The sequence below is a fragment of the Sediminicoccus sp. KRV36 genome (assembly GCF_023243115.1).
Taxonomy (GTDB): domain Bacteria; phylum Pseudomonadota; class Alphaproteobacteria; order Acetobacterales; family Acetobacteraceae; genus Roseococcus.
Genome location: NZ_CP085081.1, coordinates 3,998,202 through 4,011,023, shown reverse-complemented (window position 1 = coordinate 4,011,023; position 12,822 = coordinate 3,998,202). Strand labels below are relative to the sequence as shown.

The window sequence follows — 12,822 nt, the reverse complement described above, 5'->3', positions numbered from 1 at the left end:
CAGTCGGCACAAAGAACTGCCACACGAAAATATCGTATTCTTTTCTATTCCGGACCGTTTGAGAGGCTGCCCGTTTGTGGCAAGGTTTCACGATGACAGGGGCTGGGCTTGAGGCTGCTCTCAAGATCGCCCCGCCTGAATTGGTCCTGCTCCGGGGCGCCGTTTGGCTCCGTGCACAACATGATCCAGCGACAGAGCAACGTTCATGAAGAAGCCAAGCCGTCCACGCCCTGAGCTCAGCCGCCCCGGCCCCCTCCGCCATGCGCGGCGCATGCTTCTGGCCACCACCGGCCTCCTGGCCGTGATGCAGGCCGCCCAGGTGCAGGCGCAAGGCTGCGGCGGCACGTCATGCACCATCCAGGGCGGCAGCAGCGCCTTCAGCCAAATCCTGGTGCCCGGGGCGAATTACAGCTTCACCAACAACGGTGCCTTCAGCGTCACTTCCGGGATCACCGATTCGCCGCTGACGGCCCTGCAGTTCATTGCAAGCGGTGGCGATGGCACCAACTCCTCCAGCGCGCCCGCCGGGAGCGGCAAGCCGGCCTTTGCCCTCACCTTCGTAAACAACGGAAGCGTCATCCATAACGTGCCCGCCGCACCGCAGGGGCCGCCCGCACCGCAGGGGCCGCTGACCGTCTTCAGCGTGTATGGCGCTTCAGCCGGCGGCAATGGCGGCAACTACACCAACAGCGACGCCAAGCATGATGCCGGTGCTGCGGCGGCGGGCGCCGATGCCGCCATGTTGAATACGGCCACCATCACCGTTTCGACCAGCGGCGCGCTCTCCTCGTCGCCCGTCGTCCTCAGCACCGGGGCGGCGCTCCTCGTGCAGAGCCTGGGCGGCAACGGCGGCAATGTGCAGCCCCAGAGCAAGCCGGATTCCAACGGCAACCCGACCTATGACGCCCATAATGGCACCCCGGGTGCCGCAGCCGGGCGGGCGGGGCTGAACAATACGGGCGCGATCACGGCGAACCTGCCCCAGCCGCTCATGTCTGAATGGTATTGGGGGGCGGCGGCCCGATCGCTCGGCGGCAATGGTGGCACTGGCAATGACGGCACCGCCGGCGGCGCCGGCGGGCAGGCGGCGGTCAGCAACACGGCCAATGTCAGCGTCAGCTTCGCCTGGGGTAAGCCGGCCGGGTCAACCCCGGCGCCCGCTGCCTTGGGCGGCGCGGCCGTGGTGGCGGTGAGCCAGGGCGGCAACGGCATCATGTCCGTGAATGGCTCCGCCCCTGGCGGCGGCGGCGTTGACGGCGGCGCGGGCGGCAATGCGGCGGATGCCAGCGTTTTCGTCAGCGGCCAGAATCGGCCGATCACCATCACGCTGGCCACCGCCAACCCCACCGGCCTGGCCTCCTCGCCCTTTTCCGCCGCCGTCGCCGCGATCAGCCTGGGCGGTGTTGGCGGTGCGGGCTACAACCAATCCACGGGCGGCCGGGGCGGCGACACCGGCTTCGCCAGCGTGACGGGGGATTCCGGCGTCACCGTCAACGCCACAGGGGACCGCACACGCGGCATCCTGGCCCTCTCCCAGGGTGGCGCGGGCGGGCGCAGCGGCGTCGGCCAGGACAATAGCCGGGCGGGGAGCGGCGGCGCTGCCGGCTTCACCAGCACGAACAGCCCGCAGATCTCCCTGAGCGGCACCACCATCTCCACCACGGGCCTGCTTTCGGCCGGCGTGATGGCAGCGAACCTCGGCGGCGCCGGGGGCAATGGCCAGCCCTATGACAGCAGCCTGCAATTCTTTCGCAAGGGCGAGTCGGGCACCGCGGGATTCGGTGGGGCGACCGGCCCTGTCCTGGTTCAGATCACCGGCGGCTCGGTCACCACCACGGGCGATCAATCCCCCGGCGTCGTGGCCCTGGCCCAGGGCGGCCTGGGCGGCACTGGCGGCGCGATGAGCGGCCAATATGGCGGCTCCGGCACCGGCGGCGATGGCGGCCTGGCTGGAACGGCCACCATCAACATCCAGGGCAACGCGATCATCACCACCAGCGGCGGCCCCGCCACCGGCAATCTGGAGGCGGCCTACGGTGTTTCCGCCGCTTCCATCGGCGGGGCTGGTGGGGCGGGCGGCAGCATCGCCACCAATTTCGCCTCGGGCCGCGGCAATGGCGGCTTCGGCGGCGACGCGCAGAATGTCACCGTCGCGCTCGCGGCGGGCGTGAGCATCACCACCGGCGGCGCCAGCGCCAGCGCGGTGGCGGCGCGCAGCCTGGGCGGTGCGGGTGGCGCTGCCTCGCCCTACGTCACCTCGGGCATTGGCGGCTCGAAGGATGGCAATGGCGGGGATGGCGGCAGAGGCGGGGCGGTCTCCGTCACCAATGCCGCCACACTCAGAACGGGCGGGACGGCGGCGCATGGCATCCTGGCGCAGTCCATCGGCGGGCTGGGCGGCAATGGCGCCAATGGCAGCGGCTTCTTTGACGGCAATGCCGGCAGTGGCGGCAATAGCGGCGCTCCGGGTTCGGTCAATGTGAGCAATTCGGGCCGCATCAACACCACTGGCACCGGCGCCTTCGGCATCCAGGCGCAATCCATCGGCGGCGGCGCGGGCAGCGGCGGCGCCGCGAATGGCGGCATCGTCGCCTTCGGCGGCTCCGGCGGGACGGCCATCGCCGGCGGTGCCACTGTGGTGACGAATGCGGGCACGATCGTCACCAGCGGCAACTTCGCGCTGGGCATCCTGGCGCAATCCATCGGCGGCGGCGGCGGCAATGGCGGTGATTCGCAGACCATCTTCACCTCCATCGGCGGCACTGGCAGCAGCGGCGGCGCGGGCGGTGCGACGACCGTCACGCAGAGCGGCAGCAGCATCTCGACCAATGGACGGCTGGCCTATGGCCTGGTGGCGCAGTCCATCGGCGGCGGCGGCGGCAATGGGGGGGATGCCTCCGCGACCGGCGCCTTCGTGACCCTTGCGATCGGCGGCACTGCGTCGGATGGGGGGGCGGGCGGTGCGGTGCTGCTGAATCTGAGCAACAACCCCAGCACCGGCTCCGCCTACAGCTTGATCGGCACATCCGGCTCCAATGCGGGCGGCATCCTGGCCCAATCCATCGGCGGCGGCGGCGGCGCGGCCGGCGCGGGCTATGCCACGGCTGTGGGCGCCGGCTTCGCCGTGGCCACCGCGCTTGGCGGTACCGGCGGCAAGGGGGGCGATGGCGGCAGCGTCACCGTCACGCTTCCGGGTATCCGGATCGCCACAGGGCAGGCAACGGCCGTGGGCGTCAACACCAATCCAGTGGACGCCTTCGGCATCCATGCCCAATCCATCGGCGGCGGCGGCGGAATCGGCGGGGCGGCCACAGCCCAGGCCATCGCGATCCCGATCCAGGCCGCCCCCTCCACCGTCCTGGGCGCCTCCATCTCCTCCGCCCTGGGTGGTTCGGGAGGTGCCGCCGGCAATGGCGCTGGCGTTACCCTCAGCCTCACCGGTGGCAGCATCATCCGGACCCAGGGCCAGGGCTCGCATGGCGTCCTGCTGCAATCCATCGGCGGCGGTGGCGGCGCGGGCGGCGATTCCTCGGCGATGGCGACCACCGCCGGCTATGGCCGGGCCATCACCGCCGCGGGCAGCACCTCCTTCACGCTGGAAGCGAGCATCTCGCTCGGCGGCGGCAGTGGCAGCGCGGGCAATGGCGGCAGCGTGACCGCGACGCTGGGTTCGACCACCCCGGATGGCTCCAGCATCAGCACTTTCGGCGATTACGCCAATGGGCTGGTGGCGCAGAGCGTCGGTGGCGGCGGCGGCAATGCCGGCATTGGCTCCTCGACGACGGCGAGCTTTGGCAACACCAACAACGCCACCATGTCGCTCGGCCTGGGCGGTCGCGGCGGCTCGGGCGGCACGGGCGGGGACGTGACCGTGACCATCAACCCCCAGTCCCAGGTGCAGACCTACGGGGCCAGCGCGATCGGCGTGCTCGCGCAGAGCATTGGCGGCGGGGGCGGCACCTCCCAGGGCGGCACGCTCAACCTCGGCGCCAGCATCTCCCCCAGCGATGCCGCCACCACCTATTCCGGCAACCTGACCATCAACCTGGGCACGAATGGCAGTTCAGGCGGCAATGGCGGCGCCGTCACCACCACCATGCAAGGGCAGATCATCACGGCGGGCAATGACGCGGCGGGCGTGGTGCTGCAAAGCATCGGCGGCGGCGGCGGTATCGCCGGCTCGGCCGGCTCGGATGCCTCGTCCGACAATCCGATTTCCACCCTGACCGGCTTGCGCAGCAAGATCACGGACAAGATCGAGGGCAACTCCACCGAGGGCTATGTGGCCGATATCTCCATCGGCGGGCGCGGCGGCGGCGGCGGCGTGGGTGGCACCGTCACCTATAGCCAGGCGGGCAGTATCACGACCTATGGCGATTGGTCGCATGGGCTGGTCGCGCAAAGCATTGGCGGTGGCGGCGGCCTCGGCGGGGCTGCGACCTCCGCCAGCAGCGGCGCCAGCTATTCGGCGACCTTCGCGGTGGGTGGGTCTGGCGGATCGGGCGGGGCGGGCGGCGCCGTCAACCTGACCTTCGGCCCAGCCAGCCGCATCGTGACCGGTGTGGCCGGCGGCACGGGCTATGCCGCCTTCGGCGTGCTGGCGCAGAGCATCGGTGGCGGCGGCGGCGTGGGCGCGGATGGCTCGGTCGGCTCAACCGGCGATCACAATATCGGTGGTTCGGGCCGCAGTGGCGGCCCCGGTTTGCTGGGCTCGGGCAGCAGCGTGACCATCATTGGCACGGCCAATATCGTGACGCGCGGCGATGTGGCGGTGGGCATGCTGCTGCAATCCATCGGCGGTGGCGGCGGCGTTTCGGGCAGCGGCTCCTCGGCCTCGGCCGCCCTCGGGCGCGTCAGTGGCGCGACGCAGATCCAGGTGGGCGGCAGGAACGGGGTCTCCGGCGATGGCGGTACGGTGAGCGTCGGCACCGCCGCCAGCCCGGCGTCCCTCACCATCCTGACATCGGGCGCCAATGCCTTCGGACTGCTCGCGCAGAGCATCGGCGGTGGCGGCGGCTTTGGCTTCTCCACCGGCCAGACGGACAGCACGACCAACTTGCTGGGCGCGAGCAGTACGGGCACCCAGTCGGTGGGCAATGGCGGTGCGGTGACGCTCAACCTGACAGGCGGCAACATTCAGACGACCGGTCTAGGCGCGCATGGCATCATCGCGCAGAGCATCGGCGGGGGGGGCGGCATCGCCGGCCTGCCCACCGGGACGGCGAATTTGAGCTTTGCGGGCGGCATTCGGCCCGACAGACCGTCACCCAACGGCGCCGGCGGCGCGGTGACGATCAATTCCTCCACCCCGATCACCACGACGGGGGCTTTTGCCTACGGCATCCTGGCGCAGTCGATCAGCGGCGGCGGCGGTCTGTTCGCGCAGAGCGCCACGCAGGTCTTTGCCGGATCGACCAGTGCGGGAGGCGTCATCCTGCCCGGCACAGGCCAGGCCATCTCCATCACGCAGAGCGCGCCCATCACCGTCTCCGGCTTCCATTCGGTCGGTATCTTCGCGCAATCATCCTTCATCCAGCCGGGTCCGGTGACGGTCAATGTCTCCTCGGCGATCCAGGGCGGGTCGGGCCTGGGGGGCTGGGGAATCTGGGTGGATGGTGGCACCAGCACCAGCACGGTCACGGTGGCGCCCGGCGGCAGCGTCTCGGCGTTGTCCGGCTTGGCGATCCGGATGTCGCAAGGCAGCGTGACCAATAACGGCACCGTCACCGGTGGCTACAACATTGATGGCACCACTGGGACGTTCAACAACAACGGGACGCTCAATGCCGGCCCGTCCCTGGTCGCGGCTCAGTTGGTGAACACCGGAACGGTTCTGATCGGCGCGCTGGAGCCGCATGGCGTCTCCGCCGTCAGCGGCAATTTCACCCAGCGCTCCAGCGGCCGCCTGCTGTTCGATGCGGATTTCAGCAACCGCCGCTCGGATGTGATGACGGTGGCGGGCTCCGCCGATCTCGCGGGCCGCGTGCGGCCGCTGATCTCCTCCGTGCTGCCGCAGGTGGAGATCCCCTTCCTGACCGTGGCCGGCCCCGTCACCGGAACGCTGGAGGGCGAGCGGACCGCGATCTTCAGCTACAATGTGAACCGCAAGGGCGGCGCCTTCACCGTCTCGGCCAATGCGGATTTCACGCCGGCCGGCTACAGCCTCAACCGCAATGTGGCGGCCGTGGCAAACCATTTGCAGGGTGCGTGGGATGCGGGCGGCGCCGGGCTTGGCCCGCTCTTCGCCCTGCTGGGCAATACGGCCGATGCGGGGGGGCAGGGGGCCTATGCCGCGGCGCTGCGCCAGATTTCGCCGAATGGCAGCCTGGCACCAGGGGCGCGCGTGGCGGCGGGCGCGCGCAGCTTCGCCAATGCCGCGATGAGCTGCCCGCAATTCGATGGCACCACCGCGATGTTGCGTGAGGGCGAATGCGTCTGGGCCGGACTGACCGGCCGCACCGCCGCGCAATCCAGCGGTGACGGCCTGTCGAGCTTCCGGCTCAACTCGATGACCTGGCAGGCGGGCGGCCAGTGGGCGATGGGTGGCGGCTGGTTCCTGGGCGGCTCCATCGCCTACGAGAATACGCGGCTGTCCACGACCGAGGGTTTGAATAGCGGGCGCGGCCAGGCAGGCTATGCCGCAGTGACGACGAAGTATCAGACCGGGCCCTGGCTGTTGGCCGGCGCGGTGTTCGGCGGCGGTGGCGAATTCAACAGCACGCGCACCATCACGCTGCCGGGCTTCGGCGGGATCGCGCGCGGCAGCCCGGCCCTGTCCAATGTGGGCGCCATGCTGCGCGGCACCTATACGCTGGGCGGCGAGGAACTCTACCTGCGTCCCTCCATGACGCTGAGCCTCGTGCATGCGCGCTCCGGCGCCTATCGCGAGAGCGGGGCCGGCGTGCTGAACCTCGAAATGTCCGGGGCGTCCAGCACGGTGGCGACCTTGACGCCGGCGCTGGAGGTGGGTGGCCGGGCGACGCTGTCCAACGGCGTGGTGCTGCGGCTCTACACCTCGGCCGGCGTGAGCCTGCTGAGCGAGGGGCGCTGGAACCAGGAGGGCCGGATGGTCAGTGCGCCGGGGGCGGCGGGGCGCTTCTCCAGCGTGGTGCGGACGGACCAGGTGGTGGGTCGTTTTGCCGCGGGCATGCAGGTCTTCGCCACGGACCGGCTGGAACTGCGCCTGCAATATGAGGGCGAGTACAGCGCCAATCTGACGGGCCACGGGGGTTCGCTGGCGCTGGCCTACCGATTCTGAGTCGGCGGCTCCGTGTGGGGTGTGCGCGAAGCGATGACCCGCTGGGCCATCGCAGCGTCGGATATGCACTGCCCCCTTGGGCGATGGCGGTAGCCCTTCATCGCGAAACGTCGCTGCACGGCCCCTTGGGGTGAGACAACAGCGCCGTGCAGAAGCGGCGCCGCGTCCAGCGCATGACGAGTCTCTTCCGCCTTACGCCGGCAGCCTCGCGATGCCCTTGATCTCCACGATCAGGCCAGGCCGCGAAAGCTCGCTCACGCCGATGGCCGTCCATGGCGGGGTATGGCCCTGCATGAAGCGGTCCCGCACGGTCTTGTAGAGCGGCAGGGTTTCCCGCAGCCCGACATGAAAGCTGGTGACATCCAGCAGATCCGCGATGCCGGCCCCCGCCGCGTGCAGGATGGCCAGCACATTCTCAAAGGCGCGGGTGATCTGGGCTTCGGGGTCGGCGATGACCTGTCCGGCGTCATCCCGCCCGAGCTGGCCGGCCATGAACAGGAAGCCGCCCGATACCAGGCCCGGTGCATAGCCGAATTGCGGCACCGCATGCGCCATGCCCGGCGGGATGATCAGGCGCGTCATCCAAACCCCGCCTGGTTCGCCGCATCGGCCCCCCAGATGCGGAACGCCTCGGAGGCGGCCACCTCGCCGCGCGCGACCATGCCCTGCCAGACGCCGCAGGCATCCACGAAATTGGGAATGCTGCCGGGGAACATGGCGTAGGAGATGCCTTCGGCCAATTCGAGTTCGGGCACGCCCTCGTCATAGGCGCCGCGGATATGCAGGGCCAGTTCCCACCAGCCCTTGCGCGTGGTGTGCACGGCCGCCAGCGTGACCTCCACCAGGCCACGCGGCACGCCGCTGCCGGCCTGCAGCGCATCGAGCGCCGCGCGATAGGCGCGCGCGCGGTCATAGGCGGGCAGGTGATGCCCCCATTTCTCGGCGGCGAAGGCGAAGCGTGGCGCGCCCTCCGCGAAAGCCGCGAGGCGGATGGCCAGCTCGATCTCCGCATCCGTGCCGCCGGCCGCGCGGAATTTCGCGATGTGATGCGTCGCGATCGCCTCGTCGCACGCGGTCAGCACGGCCAGCCAGACGAACTCCTTGGGCCGCTCATGCATCAGCCGCGGCGTGAGGGCGAGGGCGGTATAGGCCGCATCATACCCCTTCAGCAGCCCGGGTGCCGCGATGGCGAGCAGCCCGTGATGCGGCAGCAGGTAGCCGCGTTTGGCGCGCACTTCGGCCAGGCGGCGTTCCACCTCGGCCGCATCGGGCATGCCGGTCATGACGCCACCTCGAACAGCGCTTCCACCTCGATGGGGATATCGGCGTAAAGCTCCGCCACCCCGATGGCCGAGCGTGTGTGCCGCCCGCCTTCGCCAAAGACATCCACCATCAGGTCGGAAAATCCATGCAGCACATCGGAGGGCGTGTTGAAGCCCGGCGCGCAATTGATGAAGCCCACCACGCGCACCACGCGGGTGATGGAATTGAGATCGCCCAGATAGGTGCGCAGCGTGGACAGCGTGCAGAGTCCGGCAAGGCGCGCCGCCTCCCGCCCCTGCGGGATGGAGAGTTCACGCCCCAGCTTGCCCACCATCATCGGCACATTGCCCGGGCCCAGCGGCCCGTGGCCCGACATGTAGATGTGCTGGCCCGAGCGCAGCGCGCGCACGCGATTGGCCTCATCCTTGAAGGGCGGTGGCAGCGTGACGCCCAGTGCCGCCAGTCTCTCCTCATTCGTCGCCATCAGCATTCCTCCATCAGGCGGCCGCAGCCGCGCATGCGATCCGTGATCCCGCGCGAGCGCAGCGCGTGCCAGTAGGTGGCTGTGTTGATGGCGATCACCGGCTTGCCAAGCCAGGGCTCGGCCGAGGCGGCGAGCTGGCCCATCGGCAGATTGGCGCCAAACTGGATGATGGCGCGCGCCTCGGGCAGGTTGACCGCCGCGATGGCCGCGCGCAGGTCAGCGAGGGAGGTCTTGGCGATATCCACCGGGCCGCGCCGCTCCAGATGCCTCGCCGCCACCACCTCGCAGCCGATCTCCTTCAGGTAGGAAGCGAGATGTGCGTGGGCCACTGGAAAATACGGCGTCACCAACCCGACGGGGCCGCTGATGCCGAGCGCTTTCAGCGCCGCCGGAAGCGCATCGGCCGCCTGGGTGAAGGGCAATCCGCCGGTGAGTTTCGCCACGCGCGCCGCAATCGCGCGCGCGGCCTCCATGCCGCCATTCCAGACACTCTCGGCCGAGATGCCAAGGATGATGTGATCGGGCTCGGCCGTCATCACACGTTCGATGGCGCCCTCCATGGCGGCGTCGATGCGGCGGATCAGCTCGTCGAAATCCGCATCGCTCTGCACGGGATCATTGGGGATATGCATGCGCGCGACGTGGTTGGTGACGCCCACGGGGCGCAGCGAATCATATTCCGGCTGCACCACCGTGTTGGTGGACGGCGTCACCACCCCGAAGGTGGCGCGCCAGCCCAGCACGTCTGGCATCAGCGCTGCATCCGGCCACTGCGGATGAGGAATTCACGCTCCGCCTCGGCCATGACCGCGACATCGGCGGCGACCTTGGCTGGCGTATCCAGGGCGGGGTTGGGCAGGGCGCCGAGGTTGCGGAACTCCTGCACCGCATCGGGGTCCGCCAGGGCCGCCTGGAAGGCGGCGGCAAGCCACGCCTTGCGATCGGCCGGCACGGCCTTGGGCAGCGCCACCCAGCGCGAGACGCCCCAATTGACATCCGTGCGCCCGGTCACGCTGTTCACCGTGGGCGCATCGGGCAGGAAGACGGTGCGCTCCCGCCCGGTGACGGCGATGGGCAGCAGGCGATTGGCGGCCAGGTGCCCGCGCACTTCCGCGTAGAAGCCAAAGCCGAGATCGATATTGTTGCCGAGCAGCGCCGTGATGCCGGGGGCGCCGCCCTGGAAAGGCACGCGCAGGAAGCGCGCGCCGGCGGCGGCTTCCAGCTGCTCGATCAGATACTCGTAATAGCCGCCCGGAACATTCAGTACCCGGATGGTGCCAGGCCGCGCCTTCGCCGCATCCAGGATGCCCTGCAGGCCGCCTGTCTTGAACGGCCCCTCCGCATTCACGACGAGGTTCAGCGGCTCTGCGTTGATATGGGCGATGTGATCGAGATCGGTCCAGCTCCAGCGGCCTTGCGAGCGCACCGCATCGGAGAAGATCAGGTTCGCCACGATGCCGACGGCATGACCATCGGCCGGCGCCTGTGTGGCAAGCCAGGTGTGGCCCACCAGCCCGGCGCCACCGGTGCGGTTGTTCACCAGGCTGCGCTCGCCAGTTGCGCGTTCAAAGAAGCGCTGCACCACGCGGGCGGTGATATCCATGCCGCCACCGGCCGGATAGACCACCGTCATCTCGATCGGGTCACGCGGAAAGCCGGCGGGCTTGATGGCGTTAAGCCGGGCGCGCACCGCAGCGTCCTGGGCCTGAGCGGCGAAGGGCGCTGCGAAGGGCAGCATGGCGGCGCCGGCGGTGAAGCCGCGGCGGGTGATGTTCATGATGATCCTCCTGGTTGTGTTGTGGCCGCGCGGCCCTTGAAGGCCACGAAGAGCAGCAGCAGCGCCGAGGCGACCATGAGGGTCGCGGCGACCGGGCGTGCGAGAAAAATCATCGCCCCGTCGGGCGACATGACCATGGATTGCCGCAGCGATTGTTCGAGCAGCGGCGCCAGCACGAAGGCCAGCACCAGCGGCGCCAGCTCATAGCCGAGCTTGCGCAGGAACCAGCCCAGCACGCCGAAGCCCAGCATCACCCAAAGGTCGAAGATGTTGCGATTGGCCGAATAGGTGCCCACCATCGCGAGCAGCACGATGGTGGGGAACAGCACGGAATAAGGCACCCGCAGCAACTGCACCCAAAGCCCCACCAGCGGCAGGTTCAGGATCAGCAGGAACACGTTGCCGACATAGAGGCTCGCCACCACGCCCCAGAAGATCTGCGGGTTCTCCACGATCAGCATGGGGCCGGGCTGCACGCCATTGATGATGAGCGCGCCCATCAGCAGCGCCGTCACCGCATTGCCGGGAATGCCGAGGGAGAGCAGCGGAATCATCCCGCTGGAGACGGCGGCGTTGTTCGCGGCCTCGGGGCCGGCCACGCCCTCGATCCGACCCTGGCCGAAGCTGGAGGGGTCTTTCGCGATGCGCCGCTCGGCCGCGTAGGAGAGGAAGGAGGCCGTGACCGGCCCGCCGCCCGGCACCAGCCCCACCGCGAAGCCAAGGCCGCTGCCGCGCAGGATGGGCGCCCAGCTCGCCGCCCAATCGGCGCGTGAGGGCCAGAGGTTGCGCAGCTTCGTCTTGATGGAGAGCCCGGGTGCCGATTGCTCCACATTGGTCAGGATTTCCGAGACGCCGAACAGGCCGATCACCACGGCGATCAACTCGATCCCCGCGGTCAGTTCGATGGTGTTGAAGGTGAAGCGGAACTCGCCGCTCACCACATCCATCCCCTGCGTCGCGAAGGCAGCGCCGAGGCCGATCATGATCATGCCCTTCAGCGCCGAGCCCTGGATCATGAGGATGGTGCAAACGAGGCCCAGCACCATCAGCGCGCAATATTCGGGCGGGCCGAGGCGAATGGCGAAGCCGCTGAGGGCCGGCGAGAAGAAGGTGAGGATCACGATGCCGAAGGTGCCGGCGAAGAAGGAGCCAAGCGCCGCCATGCCCAGCGCCGCCCCCGCGCGCCCCTGCTTGGCCATGGCATGGCCATCCAGGCAGGTGACGACGGAAGCGGCCTCACCCGGGATATTCACCAGGATGGAGGTGATCGAGCCGCCATACATGGAGCCATAGAAAATCGCCGACAGCATGGCGATGGCAGCGACCGGCGGCAGCGCGATCGTCGCTGGCAGCAGCAGCGAAAGCGCGGCCAGGGGGCCGATGCCGGGCAGCACGCCGATCAGTGTGCCGATCAGGCTGCCGATGAAAATGTAGTAGAGCGTGCCCGGTGTCAGGATGGCGGCAAAGCCGCCGGAGAGGGCAAGGAGGCTCGCTTCCATCGGCTCAGAAGCCCAGCGGCCCGCGCGGCAAGGGCGTGCCGAGCAGGACCGCGAAGAGCAGATGCACGATGGCCGCCGCCACCGCGCCGACCAGCAGCGCGAACCACCAGGGCGAATGCGGCGCGATGGTGCGGAACAGCAAGGGCAGCCCGATGGCGCCCGACAGCGCGAAGCCAAGCGATGGCACGGCGAGGATCATGCCCGTCATCACCAGGATCAGCAGCCCGACGCGAAGTGCCGCGCCGCGCGCCATCCAGAAGCGCTCGGCCAGTTCCTCATTCGGGCCGGCGCGTCGCAGATCGCGCAGCAGCACGCCGGCACCACCCATGATGATCAGCAGGGCCGAAAGCAGCGGGAAGAGGCCGGAGCCCGGCCCGCCCGGCCCGCCCAGACCAAGTGCCAGGGATTGCTGCGCCAGCGCGAGGCCGAAGAGGACCCAGAAGAGGCTCAAACCGATGTTGAGGGCAGCCATCCCGTCTCCCGTCGCGATCCTGTGCGGCCGAGAGCATTGAGCATCGGGGCGCGCTCGGCAAGCGACTTG

General features: G+C 69.3%; 8 protein-coding genes. 1 reads left to right on the top strand and 7 read right to left on the bottom strand.

The features are described 5' to 3' along the window. The first annotated feature begins 271 nt into the window (after window positions 1-271). Window positions 272-7,258 carry an autotransporter outer membrane beta-barrel domain-containing protein gene (locus LHU95_RS18965; RefSeq protein WP_248708516.1) on the top strand — a complete coding sequence of 2,329 codons (6,987 nt, stop codon included), beginning with the start codon at window positions 272-274 and terminating at the stop codon, window positions 7,256-7,258. Between the two features lie 192 nt (window positions 7,259-7,450). Here the strand turns inward: LHU95_RS18965 and LHU95_RS18960 are convergent, their stop codons facing one another. Genes LHU95_RS18960 through LHU95_RS18930 form a run of 7 tightly spaced genes read right to left on the bottom strand, consistent with a single transcriptional unit; the run spans window position 7,451 to window position 12,753 of the window. Continuing rightward, complete coding sequence (locus LHU95_RS18960; RefSeq protein WP_248708515.1) at window positions 7,451-7,840, bottom strand: RidA family protein; 390 nt, start codon at window positions 7,838-7,840, stop codon at window positions 7,451-7,453. Continuing rightward, the gene (locus tag LHU95_RS18955) at window positions 7,837-8,541 is read right to left on the bottom strand and encodes a carboxymuconolactone decarboxylase family protein (protein WP_248708514.1); all 705 of its coding nucleotides are present in this window, start codon (window positions 8,539-8,541) and stop codon (window positions 7,837-7,839) included. The genes LHU95_RS18960 and LHU95_RS18955 overlap by 4 nt, the downstream gene beginning before the upstream one ends. Further along, window positions 8,538-9,005, bottom strand: coding sequence for a RidA family protein (locus LHU95_RS18950; RefSeq protein ID WP_248708513.1), 468 nt, complete (start codon window positions 9,003-9,005; stop codon window positions 8,538-8,540). The genes LHU95_RS18955 and LHU95_RS18950 overlap by 4 nt, the downstream gene beginning before the upstream one ends. After that, window positions 9,005-9,757 carry an arylmalonate decarboxylase gene (locus LHU95_RS18945; RefSeq protein WP_248708512.1) on the bottom strand — a complete coding sequence of 251 codons (753 nt, stop codon included), beginning with the start codon at window positions 9,755-9,757 and terminating at the stop codon, window positions 9,005-9,007. Before LHU95_RS18945 ends, LHU95_RS18950 begins: the two co-directional genes overlap by 1 nt. Next, a complete protein-coding gene (locus LHU95_RS18940; protein ID WP_248708511.1) occupies window positions 9,757-10,782 on the bottom strand; it encodes a tripartite tricarboxylate transporter substrate binding protein in 1,026 nt (341 codons plus the stop codon). Before LHU95_RS18940 ends, LHU95_RS18945 begins: the two co-directional genes overlap by 1 nt. Next, window positions 10,779-12,281: a tripartite tricarboxylate transporter permease gene (locus LHU95_RS18935; protein WP_248708510.1), complete on the bottom strand. Its 1,503-nt coding sequence runs from the start codon at window positions 12,279-12,281 to the stop codon at window positions 10,779-10,781. The genes LHU95_RS18940 and LHU95_RS18935 overlap by 4 nt, the downstream gene beginning before the upstream one ends. A 4-nt stretch (window positions 12,282-12,285) precedes the next feature. Then, window positions 12,286-12,753: a tripartite tricarboxylate transporter TctB family protein gene (locus LHU95_RS18930; protein WP_248708509.1), complete on the bottom strand. Its 468-nt coding sequence runs from the start codon at window positions 12,751-12,753 to the stop codon at window positions 12,286-12,288. Window positions 12,754-12,822 lie beyond the last annotated feature (69 nt).

Bases quoted from the DNA above. Each gene is read 5' to 3' on its own strand.
- LHU95_RS18940 (WP_248708511.1), bottom strand. From the start codon at position 10,782: ATGAACATCACCCGCCGCGGCTTCACCGCCGGCGCCGCCATGCTGCCC.
- LHU95_RS18930 (WP_248708509.1), bottom strand. From the start codon at position 12,753: ATGGCTGCCCTCAACATCGGTTTGAGCCTCTTCTGGGTCCTCTTCGGC.
- LHU95_RS18960 (WP_248708515.1), bottom strand. From the start codon at position 7,840: ATGACGCGCCTGATCATCCCGCCGGGCATGGCGCATGCGGTGCCGCAA.
- LHU95_RS18955 (WP_248708514.1), bottom strand. From the start codon at position 8,541: ATGACCGGCATGCCCGATGCGGCCGAGGTGGAACGCCGCCTGGCCGAA.
- LHU95_RS18935 (WP_248708510.1), bottom strand. From the start codon at position 12,281: ATGGAAGCGAGCCTCCTTGCCCTCTCCGGCGGCTTTGCCGCCATCCTG.
- LHU95_RS18950 (WP_248708513.1), bottom strand. From the start codon at position 9,005: ATGGCGACGAATGAGGAGAGACTGGCGGCACTGGGCGTCACGCTGCCA.
- LHU95_RS18945 (WP_248708512.1), bottom strand. From the start codon at position 9,757: ATGCCAGACGTGCTGGGCTGGCGCGCCACCTTCGGGGTGGTGACGCCG.
- LHU95_RS18965 (WP_248708516.1), top strand. From the start codon at position 272: ATGCTTCTGGCCACCACCGGCCTCCTGGCCGTGATGCAGGCCGCCCAG.